28 protein-coding genes and 2 pseudogenes are annotated in these 24,142 nt (G+C 59.8%); 13 read left to right on the forward strand and 17 right to left on the reverse strand.

Features of this window, described 5'->3' with window-relative positions:
• Positions 1-23: 23 nt before the first annotated feature.
• The 3 genes from AO692_RS28105 to AO692_RS28115 all read right to left on the reverse strand — a co-directional run bounded on the left by AO692_RS28105 (position 24) and on the right by AO692_RS28115 (position 3,110).
• Positions 24-908: an alpha/beta hydrolase gene (locus tag AO692_RS28105; protein ID WP_054313337.1), complete on the reverse strand. Its 885-nt coding sequence runs from the start codon at positions 906-908 to the stop codon at positions 24-26.
• 66 nt (positions 909-974) lie between these two features.
• The gene (locus tag AO692_RS28110; RefSeq protein ID WP_054313338.1) at positions 975-2,123 is read right to left on the reverse strand and encodes an aminotransferase class V-fold PLP-dependent enzyme; all 1,149 of its coding nucleotides are present in this window, start codon (positions 2,121-2,123) and stop codon (positions 975-977) included.
• A gap of 219 nt (positions 2,124-2,342) precedes the next feature.
• The gene (locus AO692_RS28115) at positions 2,343-3,110 is read right to left on the reverse strand and encodes a transporter substrate-binding domain-containing protein (protein ID WP_054313339.1); all 768 of its coding nucleotides are present in this window, start codon (positions 3,108-3,110) and stop codon (positions 2,343-2,345) included.
• A 210-nt stretch (positions 3,111-3,320) separates the two neighbouring features.
• On the opposite strand from AO692_RS28115, the gene AO692_RS28120 reads away from it, so the two are divergent.
• Positions 3,321-4,265: an ornithine cyclodeaminase family protein gene (locus AO692_RS28120; protein ID WP_054313340.1), complete on the forward strand. Its 945-nt coding sequence runs from the start codon at positions 3,321-3,323 to the stop codon at positions 4,263-4,265.
• Between the two features lie 3 nt (positions 4,266-4,268).
• On the opposite strand, the gene AO692_RS28125 is transcribed toward AO692_RS28120, so the two are convergent.
• The 7 genes and pseudogenes from AO692_RS28125 to AO692_RS28155 form a co-directional block, all read right to left on the reverse strand.
• Positions 4,269-5,180, reverse strand: a complete 912-nt coding sequence (locus AO692_RS28125) for an arginase family protein (protein ID WP_054313341.1) — start codon at positions 5,178-5,180, stop codon at positions 4,269-4,271.
• Positions 5,181-5,226: 46 nt separating this feature from the next.
• A complete protein-coding gene (locus AO692_RS28130; protein WP_054313342.1) occupies positions 5,227-6,231 on the reverse strand; it encodes a succinylglutamate desuccinylase/aspartoacylase family protein in 1,005 nt (334 codons plus the stop codon).
• A 70-nt stretch (positions 6,232-6,301) separates the two neighbouring features.
• Complete coding sequence (locus tag AO692_RS28135; RefSeq protein ID WP_054313343.1) at positions 6,302-7,051, reverse strand: ABC transporter permease subunit; 750 nt, start codon at positions 7,049-7,051, stop codon at positions 6,302-6,304.
• A 5-nt stretch (positions 7,052-7,056) separates the two neighbouring features.
• Positions 7,057-7,746, reverse strand: coding sequence for an ABC transporter permease subunit (locus AO692_RS28140; RefSeq protein WP_054313344.1), 690 nt, complete (start codon positions 7,744-7,746; stop codon positions 7,057-7,059).
• Between the two features lie 15 nt (positions 7,747-7,761).
• On the reverse strand, positions 7,762-8,283 hold the full coding sequence (locus AO692_RS33815; RefSeq protein ID WP_280138689.1) for a transporter substrate-binding domain-containing protein: 522 nt from the start codon (positions 8,281-8,283) through the stop codon (positions 7,762-7,764).
• Positions 8,178-8,525, reverse strand: a pseudogene (locus tag AO692_RS33905) (transporter substrate-binding domain-containing protein); the annotation flags it as partial. The pseudogene AO692_RS33905 and the gene AO692_RS33815, both read right to left, overlap by 106 nt.
• Before the next feature lie 20 nt (positions 8,526-8,545).
• A complete protein-coding gene (locus AO692_RS28155) occupies positions 8,546-9,307 on the reverse strand; it encodes an ATP-binding cassette domain-containing protein (RefSeq protein ID WP_054313347.1) in 762 nt (253 codons plus the stop codon).
• Positions 9,308-9,694: 387 nt separating this feature from the next.
• Between AO692_RS28155 and AO692_RS28165 the strand changes: the two genes are divergently transcribed.
• Together AO692_RS28165 and AO692_RS33820 are read left to right on the forward strand one after the other, a co-directional pair.
• Positions 9,695-10,027 (forward strand): hypothetical protein, encoded by a 333-nt coding sequence (locus AO692_RS28165; protein ID WP_054313349.1) that lies wholly within the window; start codon positions 9,695-9,697, stop codon positions 10,025-10,027.
• Between the two features lie 59 nt (positions 10,028-10,086).
• A complete protein-coding gene (locus AO692_RS33820; protein ID WP_244483524.1) occupies positions 10,087-10,257 on the forward strand; it encodes a TetR family transcriptional regulator in 171 nt (56 codons plus the stop codon).
• Between the two features lie 513 nt (positions 10,258-10,770).
• On the opposite strand, the gene AO692_RS28170 is transcribed toward AO692_RS33820, so the two are convergent.
• A complete protein-coding gene (locus AO692_RS28170) occupies positions 10,771-11,589 on the reverse strand; it encodes an AraC family transcriptional regulator (protein WP_244483525.1) in 819 nt (272 codons plus the stop codon).
• A gap of 97 nt (positions 11,590-11,686) precedes the next feature.
• Between AO692_RS28170 and AO692_RS28175 the strand changes: the two genes are divergently transcribed.
• The 9 genes from AO692_RS28175 to AO692_RS28205 all read left to right on the forward strand — a co-directional run bounded on the left by AO692_RS28175 (position 11,687) and on the right by AO692_RS28205 (position 18,117).
• Complete coding sequence (locus tag AO692_RS28175) at positions 11,687-12,109, forward strand: VOC family protein (protein WP_054313350.1); 423 nt, start codon at positions 11,687-11,689, stop codon at positions 12,107-12,109.
• Between the two features lie 36 nt (positions 12,110-12,145).
• Positions 12,146-13,024, forward strand: coding sequence for an SDR family oxidoreductase (locus AO692_RS28180; protein WP_054313351.1), 879 nt, complete (start codon positions 12,146-12,148; stop codon positions 13,022-13,024).
• Positions 13,025-13,437: 413 nt separating this feature from the next.
• A complete protein-coding gene (locus AO692_RS32520; RefSeq protein WP_082407606.1) occupies positions 13,438-13,662 on the forward strand; it encodes a hypothetical protein in 225 nt (74 codons plus the stop codon).
• A gap of 135 nt (positions 13,663-13,797) precedes the next feature.
• Positions 13,798-14,388: a helix-turn-helix domain-containing protein gene (locus AO692_RS28185; RefSeq protein ID WP_054313352.1), complete on the forward strand. Its 591-nt coding sequence runs from the start codon at positions 13,798-13,800 to the stop codon at positions 14,386-14,388.
• A gap of 13 nt (positions 14,389-14,401) precedes the next feature.
• A complete protein-coding gene (locus AO692_RS28190; protein ID WP_054313353.1) occupies positions 14,402-15,205 on the forward strand; it encodes an SRPBCC domain-containing protein in 804 nt (267 codons plus the stop codon).
• 274 nt (positions 15,206-15,479) lie between these two features.
• Entirely contained in the window at positions 15,480-15,833 is a 354-nt protein-coding gene (locus AO692_RS28195) for a VOC family protein (RefSeq protein ID WP_054313354.1), read from the forward strand.
• Positions 15,834-16,326: 493 nt separating this feature from the next.
• Complete coding sequence (locus tag AO692_RS28200) at positions 16,327-17,127, forward strand: endonuclease/exonuclease/phosphatase family protein (RefSeq protein ID WP_054313355.1); 801 nt, start codon at positions 16,327-16,329, stop codon at positions 17,125-17,127.
• Positions 17,128-17,346: 219 nt separating this feature from the next.
• Entirely contained in the window at positions 17,347-17,499 is a 153-nt protein-coding gene (locus tag AO692_RS32530; protein ID WP_244483526.1) for an aldehyde dehydrogenase family protein, read from the forward strand.
• Positions 17,500-17,694: 195 nt separating this feature from the next.
• Positions 17,695-18,117: a nuclear transport factor 2 family protein gene (locus tag AO692_RS28205; protein ID WP_082407608.1), complete on the forward strand. Its 423-nt coding sequence runs from the start codon at positions 17,695-17,697 to the stop codon at positions 18,115-18,117.
• A 637-nt stretch (positions 18,118-18,754) separates the two neighbouring features.
• Here AO692_RS28205 and AO692_RS28210 read toward each other — a convergent pair.
• From AO692_RS28210 to AO692_RS28220, 4 genes and pseudogenes are all read right to left on the reverse strand, one after another.
• Positions 18,755-19,171, reverse strand: coding sequence for a VOC family protein (locus tag AO692_RS28210; RefSeq protein WP_054313356.1), 417 nt, complete (start codon positions 19,169-19,171; stop codon positions 18,755-18,757).
• 66 nt (positions 19,172-19,237) lie between these two features.
• Positions 19,238-19,413 (reverse strand): annotated as a pseudogene (locus AO692_RS33955) (deaminase); the annotation flags it as partial.
• A gap of 383 nt (positions 19,414-19,796) precedes the next feature.
• Complete coding sequence (locus AO692_RS28215; protein WP_054313357.1) at positions 19,797-20,645, reverse strand: EamA family transporter; 849 nt, start codon at positions 20,643-20,645, stop codon at positions 19,797-19,799.
• The gene (locus AO692_RS28220; protein WP_054313358.1) at positions 20,642-21,259 is read right to left on the reverse strand and encodes a nitroreductase family protein; all 618 of its coding nucleotides are present in this window, start codon (positions 21,257-21,259) and stop codon (positions 20,642-20,644) included. The genes AO692_RS28215 and AO692_RS28220 overlap by 4 nt, the downstream gene beginning before the upstream one ends.
• 101 nt (positions 21,260-21,360) lie before the next feature.
• On the opposite strand from AO692_RS28220, the gene AO692_RS28225 reads away from it, so the two are divergent.
• Positions 21,361-22,251 (forward strand): LysR family transcriptional regulator, encoded by an 891-nt coding sequence (locus AO692_RS28225; RefSeq protein ID WP_054313359.1) that lies wholly within the window; start codon positions 21,361-21,363, stop codon positions 22,249-22,251.
• Between the two features lie 134 nt (positions 22,252-22,385).
• On the opposite strand, the gene trbI is transcribed toward AO692_RS28225, so the two are convergent.
• Together trbI and trbH are read right to left on the reverse strand one after the other, a co-directional pair.
• Positions 22,386-23,678: an IncP-type conjugal transfer protein TrbI gene (trbI, locus tag AO692_RS28230; RefSeq protein ID WP_054313360.1), complete on the reverse strand. Its 1,293-nt coding sequence runs from the start codon at positions 23,676-23,678 to the stop codon at positions 22,386-22,388.
• A gap of 10 nt (positions 23,679-23,688) precedes the next feature.
• A complete protein-coding gene (gene trbH, locus AO692_RS28235) occupies positions 23,689-24,141 on the reverse strand; it encodes a conjugal transfer protein TrbH (protein WP_054313361.1) in 453 nt (150 codons plus the stop codon).
• Position 24,142: the final 1 nt, after the last annotated feature.

A 24,142-nucleotide genomic window follows, 5' to 3' on the forward strand; every position in this document is an offset into this window, starting at 1 on the left:
CCGCTAGCTTTCGAAAGATCGGTCTAGAACCGGTTCGAGAACTCGGCGATTTGCGCCAACGCCTCGGAAGTCTCCGGCGCTTCGAGCGCTCCGTGATAAACATGGGGCAGGCCCTCGGCGACCTCCAGAATTACCTCGACGCCAGCCTGCGCCGCTGCCTCGGACAGACGTTCGGAATCGCTCAGCAGGACTTCCGCGCCCCCTACCTGGATGAGCATGGGCGGCAATCCGCCATGCGGAGCGAACAGCGGAGACGCCGACGGGCTACGCGGATCGACGCCGTTCATGTAGGTTTTCGCCAAATCGAGCACCATGTCGCGGGTGAAGACGATGTCCATATCGGCAAGCGTGCTCATGGAAGCGCCGGATGCAGTGAGGTCGAGAAGCGGAGAGAGGAGCAGCGTTGCCGCGGGCAGCTGCTCATCATCGTCGCGCAGTCTGTGCAGAAGCGCCAGGGCGAGCGCAGAGCCGACGGAGTCTCCCGCCAGCAGCACGTCCTTCGGATTGACGCTGGTGGACCTGACGAGCCATCGCCAAGCCGTCAAAGTGTCGTCGAAAGCAGCCGGAAACGCGTGTTCGGGGGTGAGCCGGTACTCTGGAAACATCACGCGCCGTGTCGTGACCCGGCCGATATGCGCGACGAGCGGCCCATGGCTCCGTAGTGATCCAAGGTAGTAGCCGCCGCCGTGCAGGTAGAAAAGAACCTTCGACGAGCCAGTGACTTCAGGCATTGAAAGCCAGTAGGCGGGTACCCCGTCTGCATCCAGTATCTCGACCGCCACATCATCGGCGAGCGGGCGCAGTTGCCCGACCGGCGCGAAACTGTCACGCGCGACGGGAAGCGGCCGGGGCGGCGTGGCCGCACGCTGGACCCGTCGCTTCTTCAGGAATTCGATGACGTCCTGCATTTCCCGGCTTGGCATAATGCAACCTCCTTACGACCACAAAGTCGAAACAGCGCGAGAGCGCTTTTCTCAGACGCGTGGACCGGCCTTGCCGATCACCGCCAGTTCCTCGACCAGCCGGTCGATGTCGCGCGGCGTGTTGTAGAGATGCGGGGAGACGCGGAAGTAATCGCGGCGCGGGGATACGAAGATCTGCTTCTCGACGAGCTTGCGAACAACTGATTTGGACTCGATGTGCCGGAACTTGCCACTGACGATCGAGCTGCGCGCCTCGGGAGCAAGCGGCGTTGCGAGGTGAATATCGAGATCGGAAATTCCCTTTACAAGTTGATCCGCTAGCGCCAAATTTCGGCGCATGATGTTGGATACGCCTATCTCCTGCAGGTAGTCGATACTTTTCGCGAGCGCGGCGGCGCACCCGTAAGCCATGGTTGAGAATTCGAACCGGCGCGCGTCATTGTGGTATACGCAACGCTGCGCCTGCAAATTGTAGATCTCCGAATGGAATCTCCAGCCGGTGATGCCGGGATCCAGTGTCTGCTGACGGCGGGGGGATATGTACGCTAGGCCGACGCCGAACGGTCCACAGAGCCATTTGTAGGATGTCGTGACGAGGGCATCGATCGCGACCTCGCTGACATCGAGCGGAACGGCACCCAGAGACTGTGACGCATCCACCAGAAAGAATGCGCCGACGCGTGCTGCCGCATCCGAAATGCGCTTCAGGTCGAAACGCTGGCCGGTGGAATATTCCACATGGGAGATGGAAACAACCGATGTCCTGTCGTCGATCGCGGCAATCAGTTGGTCCTCGTCGACCACGTCGTCAGTGCTGGCGACGTAATGCATTTCCGCTCCGGTGTGCCGCGCCACCCGGGCCCATGGATATGACGTGCTGGGGAACACGATGTCCGTGGTCACGATCCGCGTTCCGGCTTTCGGCATGACCGCCCAGGCGATGGACGAGACGAACTCGCTGGCGGACGAAGCAACCGCTACATCGGTCGATGTCGCTCCGATAAAGCGGGCAAACGCGCCGCGTACCTCGTCGAAGACGAGATCTTCCGCGACCTCGTCGAAGTTCAGCGAGCCGTTTTCGGCGATGTCGCGCTGCCAAGCTTCGACAGTATCGGAGGCCGAACGCGGCATCAGGGCGACGTTTGCCGCGTTGAGATAGGTCAGCTTGGCGGTGGCTGGGAAATCGGTATCGATGGACATCTAGATGGGACCGCTGGTTGGAGTTGTCGGCGAAGCGTTCGGCTCCACAGACAGTGCCATTCTTGCCAGCCGGTTTAATTCCGCTTTTTGGAAAGTGGGGTTGCTGACGATCCGTAGGCCTGCGCGACTGAGCTTTGCGTTGCTCGAATACAAACAGGCGCCAGCGGATGCTGGCGCCTGTTAGTCCATAAATTACGAGCTTGAGGTTGGCTTTGCGCCCTATTCACCGAATATGTCGTAGTCGAAATACTTGTCGTTGATGGCCTTGTAGGTTCCATCTTTGCGCGCCTCCGCCAGCGCCTTGTTCAGCGCCTCGCGGATGTCCTTGTCCTCTTTCCTCAATCCGATGCCGATACCCTCGCCGAAGCAATCCGGGTCGGTCACCGTCTCGCCTTGGAAGGCAAAACCTTTGCCGCGCTCGGTCTTCAACAGGCCAAAGTCCAGCTGGATCTTGTCCGAGAAGATCGCGTCCAGCCGGCCCGAGCTGACGTCCAAGAACATCTCCTCCGAGTTCTGGTACACCTGAAGCGCGGCATCGGGGTAGGTCTTCTCCAGGTAACACTGGGACACTCCGGGAACCGTGCCGATCCTGAGCCCAGCCAGCGCGTTGTCGGAGAAATCTATCTTCTTCGATACCGAAGCGACGAAGGAGGCGGTGGTCCGATAGTAGGGATCGGTGAAGTCGATCTGTTTCTTGCGATCCTCGGTAATTGACATGGACGCGAAGATACCGGTGAATTTCTTTACCAGCAGGCCGGGGATCATCCCGTCCCAGTTCTGCGAGACGAAGACGCAGGTGCGGTTTATCTTCTGGCAAAGCGCCTGACCGAGATCGATTTCGAAGCCCGCCAGCGAACCGTCCGCCGCGCGGAAGTTGAACGGCGGATACGCCCCTTCCGTAGCAAACGTGATGTCTTCGGCTGCCGCAGCGACCGGCGCGAATGCAATGCCCAGAACGGCGATCGCGCCAAACAGTTTGTTCCTCATATCTGTCCCCTCTTTCACTGACTGCTCGCCTTCCCTGCCGGAGCAACGGCGTCGGTCTGATCTTTGTTGCGGCCCAGACGTTAGTTCGGCCGACGTCACGTGCGTTGACTAAATACGAAAGCCAGGTTTCCAAACGCGGAAACCAACCGGGAAGGCACTGTGTTAGGGCCCGACGCACCGAGCGAATGTGCTTCGGCCGAGGAGATTGGGTTGACGAAAATTGTGCCACTTGAACGAATTCTGGAAGCGCTGCCGGACATAGATGTCGTCTCTGAAATCGAGCGCGGCTTCGTTGCCTATTCGCAGGGAAAGGTCGATGTTCCCCCCGTCGGCGAACTCCTCTTCCCGGAAGCGAACGGCGAGCTTCACATCAAATACGGAACCGTTCGCGGCGACGACATCTTCGTGGTAAAGCTCGCGACCGGGTTCTTCGACAATCCGAAATCCGGGCTGCCTCCCTTCTCCGGCTGTATGCTGGTGCTCTCTGCCAAAACCGGTCAGGTCAATTGCGTCCTTCTCGAAGAAGGGGAGTTGACCAACCATCGGACAGCGGCGGCCGGCGCCGTAGTGGCCCGTCACATGCAACCGTCGGGTCTGACTACGATCGGCATCTGCGGTTCCGGCGTGCAGGCGCGTCTGCAGGCCGACTATCTTCGTCAGGTCACCAACTGCCGGGAGCTTGTGCTTTGGGGCCGCGACGGCGAACATGCGGCGGCGGCGGCGCGCGACATCTCACGGCTGGGATTCGATGCGCGCGTTGTGTCGAGTCCGGCCGAAGTCGCGTCATGCGCCCAGCTGATCGTGACCACTACGTCGTCGCATGAGCCGTTCCTACTGGCCGGCGACGTGAAGCCGGGCACTCACATCACCGCCATGGGTTCGGACACGCCGGGGAAGCGGGAGCTCGACCCATTGCTCCTGAAAAAGGCGGACATGGTGGTCGCAGATAGTGTCGAGCAATGTCTACTGCGCGGCGAGATCAGCGCGGCTGTCGCCGCGGGGTTACTGGACGTGGAGCACGTCATCGAGTTGGGAAATCTCATTTCGGGCAGCGCCGGCGGGCACTCCCGCGACGTCATCACCATCGCCGATCTGACCGGCGTCGCAGTCCAGGACATCATGATCGCCAAGGCAGTCGTCGCCCGCCTCGTCTGAGTATCAGCCTTGCCGCGCAAGCGCGCCGAGGACGTTGACGACAATGCGCGCGGCGACGAGCGCGGACAGCCCGTCGACATCAGCCGGCGGATAGAATTCGACGAGATTGAAACCCACCAGTTTCCCTCGCCGTGCGATACCCGCGATCAGATCGATCGTTTGTGTATAGGTAAGTCCGCCCGGTGTGCGGGCGAGGACGCCCGGGAAGACTGCCGGATCGATGCTGTCGCAATCGAGCGTGATCCCGACACGTGCTCCGTCCGGAATGTATTCCAGAGCAACCGCGATGCCCATGGCATGAACCTCACGCGAGGTCACCAGGCGGCTACCATAGCGCAGCGCATCTTCGACGTCGCTGGCCCGAGCGCTACCGACGCTTCGCGCGCCTACCTGCACGATGCCTGCTACATGCGGCATTTCACTGGCGCGACGCATCGGGCTCGAAGCGCCGAAGTGCTCGCCGTAGATCTCGTCGCGCCAATCGATGTGGGCATCGATCTGCACTACCCAGATCGGACCGTCATCCTCGAAGCCCTGCAGAAACGGAATCGTGACCGAGCAGTCGCCGCCAATCATGACCGGCACGGCATCGCGCTGAACGACCGACTTCGTTTTCGTCTTGATCGCCGAGCGGTTTGCCGCGTTCCAGTACATGGTCGACGGGACGTCGCCGGCATCGATGCAGCATCCGGACCGACCGTCGAAGACGGGCCCTCCGAGATCGAAATCCCAATTGTCCAAATCTGGGGCGGCGTCTCTGCTGGCCGCACGAATGGCCTCGGCTGCGAGTGCATATCCGCTCGTATCGACGCCCGGGTAACTGCTTCCGTGTCCAACACCGAACAACACGATCTTCGCTTCGCGCTCGTCTGCGAATGCTTCAGGCAAACCGAGAAACGCCGATGGCAAACTCATGAGGTAGCTCCAGACGCAAGGCCTCTGTTTGTCCGCTGTCGTGCGCTCAGAGCCGCACCGGGCGGCCAATCACGAAGAGCCAGTCGTTCGGCGAGGATTTCGCACGCGCTCGCATTGCCATGACAATGCCATCACACCGTGCATGAACGATCTCTGCCTCTTCGGCAGGCCTGTCAGGCCTATGCATCCGCGCGACAGGGCTCCCGCCCTGCACGAAGCCCCCCAGCTCGACCACCGGCTCGAACACCCCTTCGCACGGAGCCACCACATAGGATTCCTCTTCGCGCACATCGACCAGTGTCGGCTCGATGGCGAGTGGCGGCGGCATTTCCGGCCTGACAATACCGGTATACGCCAGCAATCGGCGCACACCCTGGCGGCAGATGTCGAGGGTTTCGATGCCCAGCGCCGCGGAGCCGCCATACTCGCCGCTGATGCCGATGACGCCCTGTCTCAGCATGGCCGCGTCGATGCCCACTTCCACGCCCATCGTCTTGAAGCCGAACAGCATGCAGTGTCGCGCGCCGAACGCCGCCGCGAGATCCATTCGCTTTTGATCCTCGGCGGCGTCGCCGGTAACGACGAAAAGGGTCGACGGCAGGAAGTCCAGTATTTCGCCGCCGCCATGAAAATCGGCGGTATAGTCCGCGCGGGCAAGCAGTTCCGTTTCGATGAAATGGGCCAGCCGGCTCGTGAACGTGCCGTCGATAGTGCCCGGGAATGCACGGTTGAGATTGCCGCCATCTTGGGGCGTGTTGCGCTTCCCCGCCAAGAAGGCGAGTCCGTTCGCAGTCGGCATGATGATGATGTGTCCGTTGACATGGCGCAGGTCTAGCGTGCGGCCGAGTTCCGCCAGCGCGACCGGTCCCTCGTATTCATCCCCATGCACGCCTCCGGTCAGGACCAATGTCGGGCCGGCGCCCGAACGCAGCGATATAATCGGCATCTCCACTTGTTGAGACCCGCTGCCCTCGGCGAGATTCAGAGGCATGGTAACCGTGCCGAACTGCCGGCCCTCCGCGTCCAGATCGATGTCGAGCTGTGTGCTCATCACACCCTACTCCCATGCGTGCCTAATCGCATCGAACGTCTCCCCGGCGAGCTCTCGGACAAGCAGCACATCACGCATGGACCCTGGACAGATGACGGTGCCATTTGCCTTCCCAGAACCGGAAACCGCGGGTGATCGCGTAGACGATGAGCATGTAGAGCCCTGCCGCGATGATGAACCCATCGAACGCGAGGTAGTACTTGTTGTTGAAATGCTTCGCAGCGCCGAGAATATCGACGATCGTGATCGTGCTCGCGATCACCGTCGCATGCGCCGAGAAGATCACCTCGTTGGCATAGGCGGGCAGCGCGCTTCTGAACGCGTTCGGAAGCGTGATGCGTCGGAAAAGCTTGGCCTCCGACATGCCGCATGCCTTGGCCGCCTCGATCTCTCCTCGCGGCACCGCTTCTATCGCTCCCCTGAAAACTTCGGTGATGTAAGCCCCGCTGCACAGGATCATGCAGATGAACGCGCACCACCACGGCTCTCGTAGAACGGTCCAGAGAAACGAGTCTCTCACAAAGGCGAACTGCGCCGCGCCGTAGTAGAGCATGTACACCTGGACCAGAAGTGGCGTGCCGCGAAACAGGTAGGTATAGGCAAGCACGCATGTGTTGAAGATAGGCGTGCGCGCCGCTCTGACGGCAGCAAGCGGGATGGCGAGAAGACTGGCAAGGCACAAGGACCCGACCAGCAGGAGGATCGTGTTGCGAAGACCGAGGAGGAAGAGGTCCACATGCTTTGCTGCGAGCATGAAATCGAAGGGCGACCAAGTCTCACTGATTTCCTTGAGTGCTGCGGTAAGGTCGGCGAAGCTCATCGCACTCAGGCTCGCTGCAGATGCGCGCTGTAGCGTCGGTCGAGCCAACGAAGCCCGACATCCGACACCGCGGTCATCACCAGATACGCTATCAGCACGACGAACATGAAGGTGAACGGCTGATGCGTGGTCTTGCCGGCGGCGTAGCCGTTATAGACAAGATCTTCGAGCCCCATGACCGACACGAGTGCGGTCGTCTTCATGAGGCTCAGCCAGATGTTCGTAAAGCTCGGCAGCGCGTAGCGGACCAGTTGCGGCCAGATGATGCGCTGAAACAAGACAAAGCCGCTCATCCCGATGGCGATCCCTGCCTCGATCTGACCCCGCGGTATTGCCAGAAAGGCTCCGCGAAAGGTTTCTGTCATGTAGGATCCAAAGATGAATCCGATCGCCAGGAAACCGGCAGTGAACGCGTCCAGTTCGACATAGTCCCACAAGCCTGTGGCGTTGCCGATCCGGTTCAACGCCATCTGCCCACCGAAGTATAGCAACAGCATGAGAACGAGATCAGGCACGCCCCGAACAAGCGTCGTGTATAGCTCTGCGATCCGCCGAGTTCTCCGTGAGCCCGAAAGCTTCGCCCATGCGCCAAGCAAGCCCAGAAGGACAGCCACCATGATTGATACAAGGCTGAGGGCGATCGTCACCTTGAGGCCAGCGAGAAGGAATGGCGAGAACTGCAGAACTGCTTCCATGAGGGTATGGTCCGGTCAGTCGCCGTAGATGTCGTATGCGAAGTATTTCTTCGCGATCTTTTCATATGTTCCGTCCTCCCGAACCGCGACAATCGCCTTGTTGAACGCCTCACGGAGTTCGGCATCCTCCTTCCGGAGCCCTATCCCGGCGCCCTCCCCGAAACATTCGCGGTCGCTGATGACCTCCGACGCGATCGCCATGTTCTTGCCGGCATCTGTCCTAAGCAGACCGAAATCGGTTGCGACTGCGTCCGCGAAGACGGTATCCAGCCGGCCGGACGTCAGGTCGAGATAAAGCGCGTCGGCGTTCGGGTACGTGACGATCTTCGCATTGGGATAGGTCTTTTCGAGGTAGCAGAGATAGCTGCTCGCCGAGAGCGTGCCGACCGTCTTCCCACCCAGCTTTTGTCGGAGGTGTCGACTGCGGCGCTGGTTGATGCCACGAAGACCCCACCGGATTCGTAATATTTGTTCGAGAAATCGATCTTCTTCTGGCGCTCCTCGGTGATCGACATCGAGGCGAAGATGCCATCGTATTTGCGGGCGAGAAGACCTGGGATCATGCCGTCCCATTCCTGCGCGATGAACTCGCATTGCCGACCCATCTTTGCGCATAGGGCCATGCCGAGATCGATCTCGAAACCTGCGAGCGATCCATCCGGAGCCCTTTCGTTGAACGGTGGAAAAGCGCCCTCAGTGGCGAAACGAATTGTCTGGTCGGCATAAGCGGCAGTGGCGACAAGGGCACCCAGCAGGGCAGCCATAAGTCGGATTTTCATGTGATCCTCCCTCAGTTGTCTCAGCGATGCGACCGCGCCAGAAAGCGCTGAAAGTGCAGGGACGCCGGACGCGTCATTGTTTGGTCGGGTGGCCCCTCTTCCTCAATCTGACCTTCGCGGAAGAAGATGACGCGGGTGGAAGCATCGCGCGCGAAGGCCATCTCGTGGGTCACGATAATCATCGTCCGGCCCTCTGCCGCCAGCGCGCGGATGATGGCCAGAACTTCGCCCACGAGTTCCGGGTCCAGGGCCGATGTCGGTTCGTCGAACAGAAGAACCTCGGGGTCCATCGCCAGGGCGCGCGCGATCGCCGCGCGCTGTTGCTGGCCACCCGAGAGCAGGGCTGGATAATAATTCCTTCGATCCGACAATCCGACCTTCTCAAGCAGGCGTTCGGCGTTCGCGATGGCCTGCCGGCGCTCGACGCCGAGCACCGAGATCGGTCCCTCGATGACATTCTCCATTACCGTCATATGAGACCACAGGTTGAAATTCTGGAAAACCATGGCGAGCTTCGAGCGAACGCGTTGCAGTTGCTTCGGGTCTGCCGGAAGCTGATTGCCGGACGGGCCAATCCAGGTTTTGATCGCCTCGTCATTGAGCTTGATCGTCCCGCCGGTCGGCGCTTCCAGAAAGTTTATGCACCGCAGAAACGTGCTTTTCCCCGAGCCGCTCGCGCCCAGTATCGAGATCACATCGTGCTCGTACGCATCGAGCGAGACCCCCTTCAGCACTTCCAAAGCGCCGAACGCCTTACGCAAGTCGCGGACCTGAAGCTTCAAGCCACTCTTGCGGGGATTGTCCGGTCGGATGGCTAGATCCTGATCGCCCGATATGATCCGTCTCCCCCACGAGTTCGCATCACTATTCGATGAAACGGTCACCTAGATCGTTTCCGAAACCGGCAATCGAACTTTCCAAGATATGGGGACACCGTTTTCCGGTACGGGCGTGGATTATATTTCTGATTTTTCTTTTGGTCCGGCGTTTGCGGGGCAGAAAGAGATGAAGCGTTGGCGGGCCAGCCAACGCTTCATGCGGCAGGAGAGCCTGGCGTGGACGGACCTTGCGGTCGCAATCTATCTCCGCTCCTGCCGCAGCAGTCTGACCATCCGAACGGTAGAGAGACCTTAACGGTCAAATACAATCCAGGAGCCCGGACAGCCGCCATGACCGCCAAGCCACAGTCTTATGAGCATATCATCGCCTTTGAGATCGCCAAGCACGGATTGACCCTTCACTTCCTGCCCGCCGACGTCCAGGAGACGATTGCCACCGCGGTGCGCCGCGTCCTGCGCCGCGAGGAAAGACGCAACCACAAGCACAGGCTCGGCGCGATGCTCATCGTGTGCGAGGCCACCGGCGGCTACGAGCGCCATGTACTGACGGTTGGATCGGTCGCCGTTCTAGAATTATTCAAATGGCTGCGTGACATCTACCAGGCGGAGTTCTACTCTGGTCAGCGACCACGATTCAGTCAGTCACGAGCGGGAGGTGCATGAGCGTCACCAACAAGACCAGGCCCTGAACGAAACCTCCTGAAGAACGCCGGGGGGAACTCATGAATGCGGCTGAAGCATTGATCCTCCAAAAAGGAATAGGCCCCACGACCATCGAGGAGATCACCGCCGGCGCTGACGTCGCGAAGGGCCACCTTTTATCTCCATTTTTCATCCAAGGAAGACATTCACGCAGCGCTATGGGAGCGTTTCGTTCGCAAGTTTGTCGCTGATCTGGATATAGCCGTCGCGAAAGCGCCCAGAACGAACTGGAGCGCGAGGCTCGCCGTCTGGGTGAAAGCAGCGACCTCAGGGTTCTTGGACAATGGCCCTCTGGTCGACATGCTGTAGCACGCCCATCCGGACGGAGGCCGTAATCCTATAGCCGACCATCTCAGACCCTTCTTGAAGCCGGGCTTGATGCTGGCGCTTGGTCCATTGATGACCCTGAATTTACGGTCGTCGTTTTATTTGGCGGGATTCTTGGCGTCGTCGATGACGTTCTGCTTGGCAAAAAACGAGTCAGTCGCACACAGATCACCAAGCGCTTGAAGGCCCATTTCTTCCGCAGCGTGGGCCTGCCGGAGAACTGAGAGCGCCGGTCCTCTCGAAACAGGAGCCTGGCGCACTCATCAAAAAAATGGTTCCCGGTCGAGCGAACTGGGAAGCCCCGCGTGTAAACGGCCAGTGCTGGCTTTAGCTTCCTAGTCTAGGATTCTTTCAACTCGCTACGAACAGACAGTGGATCAGGTTTGTTCACACAATCTAGATTCGATGCGACGATATGCTTGCGGCGTTACGCCGACGAGACGTCTGCTTTCTCGCACCAGGTGCGCTTGGTCGGAGTAGCCAACTTCTGCTGCCATTACCGCCGTCGACGATTGCGCCGTTCGAGAAAGCCTAAGGAAGCGCTGATGGCGCAGGATGCGCTCGAGTGTCTTCGGTCCATAACCGTAGCTTTCGTCGAAGCGGCGGCGCAGAGTGCGCTCGCTCATGGCAAGCGACCGGGCGAGCCAGGGAACGAGCGGCACGCCCGCGGGCGGCCCCGCGTTGATCAGGGCATGCGCCGCGCTCATCGCCGCATCGATCGGCCCGTCAGCCGCATGCATGGCAAGGACCGCCTCTATCGCCGAAATCGCGTTGCCGTCTTCCAGGGATTTCGTGATCCGATTGGAAAGACGTGCCGCTTTCGTACCCCAAAGATCGTGCAGGGAAGGCCGTGCACCGACAAGCTCGCTTGCGGGAATGCGCAGCCATGCCACAGCCGCCGCGGGGCGAAAGCGAAAACCGATGACGGTCGTTCCGGCCGGTATGAACTCGGTGTTGGCCTCCTTGTCCGGACCCGCGACGCGGAAGCGACCGTCGATCCATTGCAGATCAATCGTGCCGTCGGGAGCGACGATGATGGGGGGTGTCCGCTCCTGCGGGATCTCATGCAGCCACACCGCCGAGAAGAAGGGTTGCAGGCCCGCCGAAACGGGCCACTCACGGAAGCTGCCGACTGTGCCTGCCGGCGCCGGCGGTGCTGTTTGTTCGCGCCCGACGATATTGGCCGAATTCTTCAAGAAGTCGAACCCTCCCGGGCTCAAAATTACATCTGCAATATGGCGCGACCGACCGACGAGCCGTTCAACGGCGTACTAATACCCGGAGAGAGTTACCATGAAACCTAGAATTAGCGTAATCACAATCGGTGTCGACGATTTAGAAGCATCCTTGACTTTCTATCGCGACGGCCTTGGGCTGCCGACAGACGGCATCATTGGCCAGGAGTTCGAGCACGGCGCGGTGGTCTTCTTCAATCTTCAGCACGGCCTCAAGTTCGCCCTGTTTTCGCGTGCGAACATCGCCCACGACGTGGGCATAGAGAAGGCAGCACCGGGTCCCACGGAATTCACGCTTGGGCACAACGTCATCAGCGAGAGCGAAGTCGACGCGGTGATGGCTCGCGCAGCCGCCGCCGGCGCTCGCGTGATCAAGCCGGCCGGCAAGACATTCTGGGGTGGCTATGCCGGCTATTTCCAGGATCCAGACGGCCACCTCTGGGAAGTAGTCTACAACCCGGCCTTCCTGTCTGAAGACTGAGCGACCGGCTCTGCTTACCTGACATAGGAGACAATCATGACAATCCTCATCACGGGCGCGACCGGTAAGATCGCGCAGCACCTTATACCGTCGCTTCTCCAGCAAGACCAGGCCGTCCGCGCGATGGTGCATTCGCCCGAAAAGCGGGCGATGCTTGAAAGGCAGGGCGCAAAAACCGTCGTCGCCAGTTTCGACGATCCGGGGGCGCTCGACGCTGCCTATGACGGCGTCGAGACGCTGCTCTTCCTGACGCCGCCGCACGAGAACGCCAGCACCTGGGCAAGTGCAGGAATTGCGGCGGCAAAACAGGCGGGCATCAGGCGGATCGTCAGGATCTCGGCACTTCTCGCCGGACCCGACGGCCCGTCGGACAATAACAGACAACACGGCAGGACCGACGACGAGCTTCGCGCGTGCGGCATCCCGAGCGTTATCCTGCGGCCTCACTTCTTCATGCAGAATTTGCTCGCAGACGTGCCTACCCTCAATGCCAAAGACACGCTCCATGCCGCTGCCGGCGATGCAGGGCTCGCGATGATCGACACGCGCGACATTGCCGACGTTGCTCTGTGCGCCCTGCTGAGTCCGGCCTGGGACGGCAACACCTATGATCTGACGGGTCCGGCGTCGATTTCCTTCCATGAAATCGTTCGAGAGCTTTCGGAACTGCTCGGCCGCACGATACGCTACGTGCCGATCTCGCCGGATTCTCTCGCCCAAAGCGTCAGGGACATGGGCCTGGACGAATGGTTCGCCGAGGGTTTTCACGACTACCTCCTAGCCTATTCGCGTGGCTGGGGAGATTTTACCACCGACGCGGTGGAGGCGATTTCCGGCAAGCCCGCCAGAAGGTTCGGGCAGTTTGCCAAGGAGGTACTCGTTCCAAAGCTATCCGAAACCGCTCAGGCGGCATGATCATCAGCCATGATGTCGAGTTGCTGCTTCCAGATGCCAGAAACCTCGCAACATGGGGAAGAAATTGGTGGCTTTTTCAGCTCTCGCTATGGAAAGCAGATGAGGCCGCCGCACACCTTTGGAACCGGAAGTTCTTCGGGCGATATACGAGGATCCATTTGGGCCCTCGTATATGCTGGATTCGCGCAGTCGCAAAGGCATCCCAAACGGCCGAAACGGGGCGCATAATTGATGGCGCCATGCGATCAGTCGCACCAAGGATCAGCGCAGACAAGCGGGAATGATGCTGCGAAGGGCGGGAGCGTGTCGGTGTCGAAAGGAGACGGAACTGCAGGTCGCTACACGGAACGATTTGACGATATTTTTCGTAAACTGACCTGCGACGTGTGTGAAATCCTGCAGAGGGCAGCTTGATGACTGATGTGAAACCATTTGAGAAACGGCACAAGGATGGCAGCTTGTGGGTGGTAGGTCAGACCTTCAATGGACAACCGACCGGTTACTGGGAGTGGTTTCGGCGAGACGGTTCGAAGCTCAGATCCGGCTATTTTGAGCACGGTGTACAAGTTGGAGAGTGGACGACGTATGATGCTGCCGGGCGTGTCTACAAAGTGACGACATTGAAACAGATGCCGTGACGATTCGAGGGGCGGCGCTTATGCGCCGCATTTTCCGCAGTCGTCGAAGCTCTGAGTTGAGCCCGCGGGCATCATCGGGTTGTTTGTCGGCTGGGGCTACATTGACAAAAAAATCTGTCAATGCGAAAAAGGCGCATGTTTGAGCTCGAGGTCATTGACGCGCCCGCCGCAGCAGCAGTTGCGCTGGACCCGATCAAAACTCGATTGCTGGCTGAGCTTTCAGAGCCTTCGTCTGCCGCCTCGCTCGCCGAGCGGGTGGGTCTTACGCGCCAGAAGGTGAACTATCACCTTCGGGTATTGGAGCATCACAAGCTGATAGAGGCTGTCGAGGAACGGAGATGGGGCGGTCTCACCGAACGGCTGATGGTCGCCACGGCCTCGTCCTATGTCGTTTCGCCTGCAGCGCTGGGTCCGATCGGCGCCGATCCGGCCCGCAACGACGACCGCCTTTCAGCCAGCTATCTCATAGCGCTCGCGGCCCGCGTCGTGCGCGAAGTCGGCGAGCTGTGGCGCTGCGTCCGGCAAACGGACAAGGGGCTTGCCACGCTGTCGATCGACACCGTCATTCGCTTCCGCTCGCCCGCCGATCGCGCCACCTTCACAGTCGATCTCACCAATACTGTCTCGGCACTCGCAGCGCGCTATCACGACGCAAGCGCGCCCGGCGGTCGACCCCACCGGCTCGTCGTTGCCTCCTATCCCGCGCCGCCCGACGCCAAACCCTGAAAGGATAACCCTCATGCCCATCAAGAAGGACGAAACCGGCAAGCGCTGGGTCGAGATGGAGCTGATCGTGCCCGGCACGCCCGAGTTGGTGTGGCAGGCGATCGCAACTGGTCCTGGCTACACCGCCTGGTTCACGCCGACCATGATCGACGAGCGCGTCGGCGGAACGATTCGTTTCGACATCGGCGAGAACGGAGAATCCAAAGGCGAGGTGACGGCTTGGGAGCCGCCCTTCCGGTTCGGCTATGTCGAACGCGACTGGGCCGAGGGCGCGCCACCTCTCGCGACGGAAATCACAGTGACCGCCAGATCGGGTGACCGCTGCATCGTTCGCATGGTCCATTCACTGTTCGCCTCGACTGACGATTGGGACGACCAGATGGAAGGGTTCGAGGGCGGCTGGACCGGCTTCTTCGAGGTTCTCCGCCTTTATCTCTCACATTTCGCCGGCATGGAGGCGGCCGTGGCCTTCGCTACGACGCGTGTCGAAGCGCCTCATCTCGATGTCTGGAAGCAATTGATCCAGGTGCTCGGCCTCGCCGCTGCCAATGCCGGCGAGGAAAGGACGACTCCGCAAACGCCGGAGCAATTGTCCGGCACCGTCGAGCGCGTGGAGCAGGGTGAGAGGCAACGCTACGTTCTGCTCCTTCTGAACCAGCCCGCACCCGGCATCGCGCAGATCGGGACCTACGGCGTCGGCGACGCCACCATCGCCAGCATGACCTTCTATCTCTACGGCGATGACGCCAAGCAACGCGCAGCGGCGGGCGAACCAAAATGGCGCGACTGGCTTGGCGAAACGTTCAAGCGGGTTTAGGCACCGAAGCTATTGAAAATGTTTCGGCGGGACGGTTCGAAGCTCAGACCCGGCTATTTTGAGTAAGTTGGAAATTCGACCGGACAGGCAGGATGCTCGCGGCCGGACATGCCGACCAGGCATCTCAGTGGCGAAATCAGGACCGTATGCGATATGACCGCACAGGATTTCGTGCACCAACTTACCGGCTGAATGGCCGTTTTGTTCAAGACTGCCCTCATCACCACGACCATCATCACGCCATCATATCGATAAACGAAAAAAGAGGTGTTTCATGGGTGCCAAGGGCAACGACCGGCAGATCGACAACATCGAGTTCAATGTCACGGATATTGCGCGTTCGAGGGAATTCTACGGAAAGGCGTTCGGCTGGACCTTCACCGACTACGGGCCAACCTACTGCGAGTTCACCGATGGGCGCCTGACAGGTGGCCTCACCACTAGCGGATCCGTCACGCCCGGAGGGCCGCTAGTCATTCTTTATGCCGATGATCTTCCAGAAATTCAAAAGCGCCTGGAAGAAGTCGGAGCCAGGATCGTAAAACAGGTTTTCTCGTTTCCCGGCGGACAAAGGTTCCATTTCGAAGATCCGGACGGCTATGAACTTGCCGTGTGGTCGGCTGCGTAGCGCTGTCAAACAATGGCGGACTTGGTTACGACCTCGGCTTTATCTTCCTTGGCGGCGTGTTCGTCTGGGCCGGGACCGAACACTTTTCGAACTTCAAAACTGTTGCCGCTCAGTTATCTGAGCGGCAATTCCCAATGCCGACCCTGCGCCTTGCTCTCGGTTCCGCTCTGGAAATTGCGGCGGGGCTTGCTACTGGCCGCAGGAATAGGCCGGCCTTTCGCCGCGGCGGCTCTCATTGTCTTCACTCTCGCAGCGAACGTAATGGTTCTCGACTACCGACTATATCAGGGACCGGAGCGGCGAGGCATGAGCTCTGCCTTTATAATCAACGTTGCCGTTATTGGGTGGACTACTGATTGCAGCGACAGGCAAGACACCTGTGTAAGGGAAAATGGCCCACCTCGGGAGCACTCCGACCGCAGCAGTTGAACGCGCCACGGCCTGGCAAGATTTCGTACAGCTCCCGAACATAGAGGAGCGGGAGTAACTTGTAATGAAGCTGATGTGCTTGAATGGGTGGGGCGGCAAGCTTCATGAAGCGCTTGTTGCCTATATCGCCTTCGAGGCTCCGGAAGTCTTGTGTCTGCAGGAGGTCGTGCACACCCCGAAAACCGATCAAGACTGGCTGACCTATCGGGACGGCGACCACGTCCTTCCTCAGCGGGCCAACTTCTTTCGCGATGTCTCAGTGGCCTTGCCGAATCATATCGCTATTTTCTGCCCGGCGGCACAGGGCGTGCTGTGGGATGGTGACAAGTCCATTCCTTCGCAATGGGGCCTAGCGACCTTCATTCACAAGACGCTTCCTATCATCGGCCAAGCTCAAGCCTTTGTTCACAAGGGCTTCTCAGTTAACGGGTTTGGCGAGCACCCCAGATCGCGGAGTGCACATGGGATTCGTCTCTACGACTTTGACCGGCAAAGGTCCTTGAGTATCACGCATATGCATGGTTTGCGCGATTTGAGGGGGAAGATGGACACGCCGGAACGTGCAGACCAGGCTCGTCGTCTGATCCGATTGTCAGATCAGGTGTCCGAGCCAGGTGATCTCAGGATCATCTGTGGCGATTTCAACGTTGAGCCGGATAGTGCGACCCTGGCTTTTCTCGCGGATCGCGGTTTCACCGAGCTTGTGACCACGAGAGGTTTTGCTGGCACGAGGAACTCGCTGTACATGAAACCCGGCCGATTTGCAGATTACATGTTGGTCAATCGCGAAGAGACTGTCGAGCACTTCGAAGTGGTCTATCGCCCGGAAGTGTCAGACCACTGCCCGCTAATCCTCTTGCTCTAATCGGAGCGAGATCGGCAGATTTTGGCGTGGATCGCGCGCGATCGTCCGATCAGCGCCAACGTCGATGTAGTGGAGCCGGAGCCCACCGCCAGGAGGCCAGCCAAACATACCGAAAGAAAAACGAGATGCACGGCGTCGATGCCGAACCGCTAACATCCAAGCCCGCGCCTCGATGAATTCGACGAGGCGATAGCGCTCGCCAACGGCACGGCGTACAGCTTGTCCGCCTGCGTCTGTACTCGGGATCTGGCAACGGCTCACAGGGCAATATCGCGCATCCACAGCGGTAAGGTGGAGGTCAATGCGAACCCGTTCCATATCCCGCCCTCCCGCAGGGGTCGTAAACGTCGGGGCTTACGCGAAGCCAGCTAGTCTAGGGCATCGTGCCAGATCGTCCCCCGTTTGAGACGCCTTGCTGGACGGAAGACTGAGCGCGGTTGTTTGCCGTGGGCACGGTTCACGCAGAGGGGTTGCCGAGAAGCGCTATGATATCCTAGCCTTGAGTCAGCGGGCGTCGCCGCGAGATCCGAGGCTATCCGAGCCACTGATTGCGTGCAGGTGCTCGGTATGGCCAAACGTGGCGACCAGTGTCGGCTGTGCAGAAGCGCAAAGCCGGTCGTTGCAGAAAGCAAAGGAGCGCTGGTGTCCCAAGCAGAACAACTTCTCAAGCACCTTTATGATCGCTTCAATGCCCGCGACATGGACGCTGTACTTGCCACCATGCATCCAGATGTCGTTTGGGCGAATGGACTCGAAGGTGGGTATGTTCATGGACACAACGGTGTGCGCGAGTATTGGACCAAACAGTGGGCTGCGATGGATTCGCGCGCCGACCCTCTCGGCTTTTCGATCAAGGTCGATCGTTCAGCCGAAGTACTGGTGCACCTAACGGCGCGCGACCATGAGGGGAAGGTTCTCTTCGACACGAATGCCATCCATGTGTTTCGACTGCATAACGGTCTGATCAGCCGATTTGACATCCTCCAGTAGGTCTGAGGATCGCCTGAAGGCAAGGAAACGCGCGACTTCTCCATCGTCCCAAGCTTCGTTCCCTGCTTCACACCCACGAAGAGCCCTGAGTCCAATGGGCATGCCCTAGGCGTCGTGAAGACTTTCACGCGCAACTACTTGCGCGTAACCCCCTTGCCAGACACACCTTCCGTGCTACGAACCGCGCCGGGTTGTCGGGCAGGACCTCCCGCCGATATCCTCTCCACGGAGTGACCCGCTGTCCTTCGTAACTTGTTCAGATCGCATTCGGGCAGTGAGAACGGTACTCCGCCTAGCGCCTCGCTGCACTCATCCATGCCCGTGTAGGAATGCGGATGTGAGCAGCAGATTGGAGTGACTCCCCCGATCGACAGCAAGCGGTCTCGGGTGCCCCGATCCAGCATCGGCACGTAACCCACAAAACATTTCCGGCGGACGTCTTTGTGGTCAGCGCACGCTGACCGATGCCAACGACCGGCCGAAAGACCGATGCCCGATAGGTTCGTTTCGATTTTCTTGCCAATCGCTGAGAGGCAAGTGCGCACCGCACGTCTTGCATATCTGACATGCCTAACAGAACTCTCAAGGATATCGTGTGCTCTCTCCTGGGAGTGCAAAGACCGCGATGTTATTCAGTTCATCCATCCAGTGCGAGAATGAGCCAAGGCACGCCGAAGCGGTCTGTTACTTGCCCAAAGAGCTTGGCCCAATCGACTTCGCCGAGCGGCGACGTCGTATTCCCTCCCAGCGAAAGGCTGTCGAAGATGCGTTTGGCCTCATCGGCATCGTTGAGGTGAAGTGAGATGCTGAAGCCAATCATAGGGACGAACTGCTCTTCGTTCAGATCGTTGCCGCGCAGCACATTTTGACCAAATTTGATTTCGGCGAAACGGACGTACTCCGGTGGAGCAGGCACCGAGCCGGGCGGCAACTTTCTATCTTCATTGCCGCCAAAAGTGTTTATCACGGTGACTTCGCCGCCGAACAGCTCAGCATAGAATTGGAAGGCTTCGCGACACCGCCCTGGGAAAGTAAGTTGTGGTGCGAGGTTCATACAAATCTCCATTCATTGGTGTGGGTGCTGACGGTCGATCGATGCGTCGATGAATGCGCAAACACGCTAGCATTGGAATGTGTGATGGATCGTACCGCTCGGCGCTGTTTCCGCCTTGACTGAGTCGCCGGTCTCCAGGTAGCGCAAATCGTCCCACAGACGGATTCCGCGCGCAAGCAGGATCGGTCGAGCGCGACATGAAGACGGTCGACAAGTCCGTTTTTGAGGAAGTCGCGACCCAGACGGGCCCCTTCGACGAGGAACAGAAACGCGCTCGGCATCCTATCGCTCGCGCCAGGGCGGCATGTTCGCCTTTCGGGCGAGCTGGCCGACAAGCGCCGGCAGTTCGGCGAGATCGAGAAGGCGCTCGCCGAAAACAAAGACTTGGCTGGATTGCCTGGACAGCGGGCCGCCTGACCGACGTCCGGCCGGCGAACCCGCGCCGAACGCGGTTCTTTCGAAGGGAGCGCAGCTGCGAGTGCTCCCCGCCACTGATCCGGCGAGAGGAAAAAGCGCCCACGCAGCGGAGGGCTGCTCTTGGTGTAGGGGCGAGCGCCGGCAGGACTCTGGCAAGGATAACCTTGATTACGAAATCCGCCGCGACGTAGTGCGTTGGCTCGGAAAATCAGTGTGAAGCCCGTTGACTAAGCCAGATGCTTCCCAACACCACTCCGATGCCAGTGATCTGCAGCAAGGTCAATTTCTCTCCGAGAAATGCCCAGCCGAGCATTACCGCTGTCACTGGACTGAGAAAGAGTAGCGACGATGCCACAGAAGGGTTTAGGCGACCGATCCCCCTGAACCACAGCACATAAGTCAACGCTGCACCCACAAGGCCAAGCCACATCAATCCTATCAGGTTGCTCGCCGTGGGGATGGGGATCGAGTGATCGACAAACAGGACGACCGGTACCAGAAGCAGGCCGCCCGCCGTTAACTGCCATGCCGTCAGTGCAAGCGGCTTTACCGAAGGCTGCCATTTACGCGTCAGGGTCACGCCCAGCGCCATCGAGCCGGCTCCGGCTAGACCCGCCGCAACGCCGATCAGGTCGAGCGCTGCGCTTGGCGTCAAGACCAGCAAGGCGACGCCTCCCATGCCGACCAAGGCTGCAATGACGGCAACCGGTCTCAGCCGAGCGCCCAAAAGCCATGACGCTAAGAATACCACAATCAGGGGTTGGGCCGCGAGCACTGTACCCGCAACGCCCCCGGGTAGCCTGTAGGCAGCCACGAACAGCATAGTGAGAAAAAGAGAGATGTTGAGGGCGCCAAGCACGAAGGCGCGCAGCCACCATGTGCCGGCCGGTAATTGACGCACGATCACCAACAGCAGAAGCCCTGCCGGGAGTGCGCGCAGCATCGCAACCGTCGATGGCGAGAAGTCGGGGAGCATTTCTGTGGTGACGAGATAGGTGCTGCCCCAGACGATCGGCGCAATGGCTGTCAGCGCCAGGTCAGACGGTTTGGTAGTCATATGAGTTCTAGGACCTCGGTAATCGGGCGGCGCGCCTTCTGGGGCCAGTTCCCCGGCGCGATGCGGCCGACAGGTAGGAGCAAGACCGGAATTTCATCGGGGCGAAGGTTAAACTCTAGCGCCACGGCTTCCGGGTCGAAACCACCCATCGCTCCAGACGCAAGCTCAAAGGCCTCAGCGGCGTAGATTAGCGTGGCTGCACCCAGCGAAGCCGATCGTATGGCTTCATCGCGCGCCGCTCCGGGATCGCCCAAATACTTCCGTCGGGCAGCTTCCTGCCAGCCTATGGCGATCTCGGCTGCCATGTGCCCGCTTTCAACAATCGCACGCAACCGCTCGGGAACGGTAGTGTAGTCGGGGCTCTGGCCGCACACGATGAAGGTAACGGCTGCATCGCTCACCTTGACTTGCCCGTAGGCGAGTTTGCGCAATCTCGCTTTCGCTTCCGGCGTTCGAACCGCGATAAAGCGCCAATTTTGCAGGTTGAAGGCTGTAGGAGCGCGCGTGGCCAAGCGAATCAGATCTGCAATTTGCCCGTCGGCCAGAGTGTGGGAGTTGTCGAACCGGTTGACGGAAGTCCGCCTCTCTATGAGTTCGATAGCTGGATGAGGCATAAAGCAAATTCCCTGCTGAACACGTTTAGTAGAGTAGCCTCTTTACCCCACTGAGATAATGGGCAAAATAGAAACCGCTTTATTCTCCATTGGTGAATAATATGGATCATTTTACTGCGTTTCAGGTTTTCCGGCACGTTGCCGAGCTGGAAAGCTTCGCCGAGGCGGGACGAAAGCTCGTTCTCTCGCCCCCTGCCATCAGCAAGAACATCGCGGAGCTAGAGGCCCACCTTGGAGTTCGACTGATCAATCGGACAACTCGGCGTATGGCTTTAACGGAAGAGGGCAAAGTCTATCTGGAACACATCAGGCGGGGGCTCGACGCCTTAGCGGAAGGCGAGGCTGCGCTCTCCCAAACCAGATTGGAGCCGGTCGGAACCTTGCGGGTGAGCGCCCCAATGACAGTCGCGCTGACGCGCCTTTCCGAAGCGATCCCGGCATTCCTTAACCGCTATCCTCGACTCGACCTGAATCTTCATCTGGATGATCGTCGCGTGGACCTCGTGCGGGAGGGTTTTGACGTCGCCATTCGCGGCTATAGCAGCCTCGAGGATTCCAGTCTGATTGCAAGAAGGCTGGCGACGATGCCGCATGTGCTCTGCGCGGCACCGTCCTATTTTGCGATCCACGGGAAGCCGCAAACGCCGTCCGAGCTGAAAGGACTAGCACATATCCGATTTCCCTACGGGGCAAATGCGGATGTGTGGGAGTTTAGAAAGAACGGACAGAGCGAACGTGTAAATGTTGTGGCACGGTATTCTGTGTCATCCAGCCTTGCCGTGCGCGACGCATTGCGAGCAGGCTTCGGCGTCAGCCTGATCCCCCTACCTTATGTGGCGGCGGACCTGAAGGAGGGCCGGCTGGAGACCGGATTGGACGACTGGAAGACAGCGGATACCACGCACTATGCAATATATCCGTCGCGCCAGCACCTCGCTCCGAAGATACGCGTGCTCCTGGACTTCTTGGTTGATCAGTTCGCATCAACCTGAGTCGTTCCATGGGTGTGTTGACGTCGCTACTGCTTTGCGAGGCGATAATCGACGACCTATGATGTTGCAGTCACCATAGATACCGTGCGGCAAGGCAGCAAAGGGATCCCGCTCGGAAGGGCAGCTTTCTCACCCTACGTTCCCGGAAACACAATGTCCTGATCAACCAGAACGTTAAACTTGTAGCCGGGTCGGATACGCAACGTCGGTTGAACGTCGAGATTCTTGTTGATCGTGCGCTCCGCGACACGCCCAAACGTCTCCGCAAAATTCCGCCTTGCCGCATCCGAGGCGGTGTCCTGCGTCGCGAGCGTCGAACTTTCCGGCAGCGCCATGTCGATGCCCGTGCCTATGATCGCCAGCAGCACCGCCGAGCCGAACGTCCTCAGGTAGGGCCGGCTTATCTTGTCGTTGAAGCCGCCGTAGCCCTGCGCGTCGGTGCCCGCCATGCCGCCGATCTGCAGCGTCGATCCGTTCGGGAAGATAATGTCGGTCCACACGACAAGGACGCGTGACTGCCCGAAGGATACTTTGCTGTCGTAGCGGCCGAAGAGTTTTGTCCCCTGTGGGATCAGCAGGTGGTGACCGGTGGCGCTGTCGTAGACATTCTGGCTCACCTGCGCCGTGATGCGGCCGGGGAGGTCTGAGTTAATGCCAGTGATCAGCGTCGCGGGGATCACGGATCCGCGTTTCAGCTCGTTGCGGGACTGCTGCGGCACGACCCTATTGGGCAGATATCCTACCTGCTTTAGATCTGCATTGAAGAAATCCTCCTTGCTGGCTTGCGCGTTCGGATCGAGGCTCTGGCCGCTAAGCCCTGCCTTGAGCGCTGCCGAGTAGAGGTCGGTGGCGGAACCGCCAAGCAGCGTCGTCCCGCCATTCGTTGCGGACGTCGGCGCCTGGTCGCCCTCCCCGGACTTTAGCTTGTCGATGCTGAGGGAGATCGGGGAATCGTAAGCGGTGTCGTTGGCCTGCAGCCGCGCCATGCGCTGACGCTGGCGCTCCCGAAAATACTGCTCCTCCGCCTCCCGCTCGAGACGCGCTCGCCACAGTGCTTCCGGTTCGAGCTGCGGCTGAGGAGTCGGCGTAACCTCTCGGACGACCGGTTGCGGCGCAAATGGGTTTTCAGTCTCGACGGCCGCCGGCGGTGTAGGCTGGAACACCGGCGCCGGGGCTGGCTCGCCGATGATCCCGTCGGGAACCCCGCGCTTCAGCTCATCGCCGAATGTCGACGCCGGATTGCCGCCGGGACCTCCGATGTCCGGGTCTCCCCGAAAATACAATCCCCGCGAGCTCAGCCCGTAGAAGATGACGCTAAGGAAGAGCAGGACGAGAACGATCCCCACGATCACCGGCACGCGGTTTATCCGGCGAATGTTCGGCTGCTGGCTTGCTGGCGCGCCGCCAAGCTGCAGGGACTGGATCATGTTCCCTCCCCTACCCGCGCCGCATAACGGAGAGCGGGCTGGCCGGCGCAGCCCCTGTCGCCGTCGTTGTGTAGGCTCGGCCGAGATCAACGGAACCGGTCGATAGGCGTGCGAGGACCTGGCCGTCATAGGTGTCGATCACGTAAGCAAGCGCGATCAGCTTCTCACCTTTCGCGTCTTGGTCGCTGACAACCGCATAGCCCCATGTCTTCAGCGAGTCCTCGAGCGCGCCGCCGAACGACGATCCATCAGGTTTCAGGAGGATCGTGCCGGTCCCGGGTCCGACGTGCTCGGCGAGGCGGCTCACCATGTCGCCGGCGATGGCGCTGGCGGCAGGCTCCGAGATCTCCGGCGGCGCGGAACTCGCGACCAGTCCTTCGGCGTTGATTGCCTGACAAGCTGCAATCAACGAGCATGCAAGAGAAACGCCGGCGAAGCGGCGGAGGAGTTTGAGATGGCGCATC

Origin of the sequence: Mesorhizobium sp. 1M-11, from assembly GCF_001303895.1 — a bacterium.
Taxonomy (GTDB): domain Bacteria; phylum Pseudomonadota; class Alphaproteobacteria; order Rhizobiales; family Rhizobiaceae; genus Mesorhizobium.

Bases quoted from the DNA above. Each gene is read 5' to 3' on its own strand.
- AO692_RS28105 (WP_054313337.1), bottom strand. From the start codon at position 908: ATGCAGGACGTCATCGAATTCCTGAAGAAGCGACGGGTCCAGCGTGCG.
- AO692_RS28110 (WP_054313338.1), bottom strand. From the start codon at position 2,123: ATGTCCATCGATACCGATTTCCCAGCCACCGCCAAGCTGACCTATCTC.
- AO692_RS28115 (WP_054313339.1), bottom strand. From the start codon at position 3,110: ATGAGGAACAAACTGTTTGGCGCGATCGCCGTTCTGGGCATTGCATTC.
- AO692_RS28125 (WP_054313341.1), bottom strand. From the start codon at position 5,180: ATGAGTTTGCCATCGGCGTTTCTCGGTTTGCCTGAAGCATTCGCAGAC.
- AO692_RS28130 (WP_054313342.1), bottom strand. From the start codon at position 6,231: ATGAGCACACAGCTCGACATCGATCTGGACGCGGAGGGCCGGCAGTTC.
- AO692_RS28135 (WP_054313343.1), bottom strand. From the start codon at position 7,051: ATGAGCTTCGCCGACCTTACCGCAGCACTCAAGGAAATCAGTGAGACT.
- AO692_RS28140 (WP_054313344.1), bottom strand. From the start codon at position 7,746: ATGGAAGCAGTTCTGCAGTTCTCGCCATTCCTTCTCGCTGGCCTCAAG.
- AO692_RS28165 (WP_054313349.1), top strand. From the start codon at position 9,695: ATGACCGCCAAGCCACAGTCTTATGAGCATATCATCGCCTTTGAGATC.
- AO692_RS33820 (WP_244483524.1), top strand. From the start codon at position 10,087: ATGAATGCGGCTGAAGCATTGATCCTCCAAAAAGGAATAGGCCCCACG.
- AO692_RS28175 (WP_054313350.1), top strand. From the start codon at position 11,687: ATGAAACCTAGAATTAGCGTAATCACAATCGGTGTCGACGATTTAGAA.
- AO692_RS28180 (WP_054313351.1), top strand. From the start codon at position 12,146: ATGACAATCCTCATCACGGGCGCGACCGGTAAGATCGCGCAGCACCTT.
- AO692_RS32520 (WP_082407606.1), top strand. From the start codon at position 13,438: ATGACTGATGTGAAACCATTTGAGAAACGGCACAAGGATGGCAGCTTG.
- AO692_RS28185 (WP_054313352.1), top strand. From the start codon at position 13,798: ATGTTTGAGCTCGAGGTCATTGACGCGCCCGCCGCAGCAGCAGTTGCG.
- AO692_RS28190 (WP_054313353.1), top strand. From the start codon at position 14,402: ATGCCCATCAAGAAGGACGAAACCGGCAAGCGCTGGGTCGAGATGGAG.
- AO692_RS28195 (WP_054313354.1), top strand. From the start codon at position 15,480: ATGGGTGCCAAGGGCAACGACCGGCAGATCGACAACATCGAGTTCAAT.
- AO692_RS28200 (WP_054313355.1), top strand. From the start codon at position 16,327: ATGAAGCTGATGTGCTTGAATGGGTGGGGCGGCAAGCTTCATGAAGCG.
- AO692_RS28205 (WP_082407608.1), top strand. From the start codon at position 17,695: ATGGCCAAACGTGGCGACCAGTGTCGGCTGTGCAGAAGCGCAAAGCCG.
- AO692_RS28210 (WP_054313356.1), bottom strand. From the start codon at position 19,171: ATGAACCTCGCACCACAACTTACTTTCCCAGGGCGGTGTCGCGAAGCC.
- AO692_RS28215 (WP_054313357.1), bottom strand. From the start codon at position 20,645: ATGACTACCAAACCGTCTGACCTGGCGCTGACAGCCATTGCGCCGATC.
- AO692_RS28220 (WP_054313358.1), bottom strand. From the start codon at position 21,259: ATGCCTCATCCAGCTATCGAACTCATAGAGAGGCGGACTTCCGTCAAC.
- AO692_RS28225 (WP_054313359.1), top strand. From the start codon at position 21,361: ATGGATCATTTTACTGCGTTTCAGGTTTTCCGGCACGTTGCCGAGCTG.
- trbI (WP_054313360.1), bottom strand. From the start codon at position 23,678: ATGATCCAGTCCCTGCAGCTTGGCGGCGCGCCAGCAAGCCAGCAGCCG.
- trbH (WP_054313361.1), bottom strand. From the start codon at position 24,141: ATGCGCCATCTCAAACTCCTCCGCCGCTTCGCCGGCGTTTCTCTTGCA.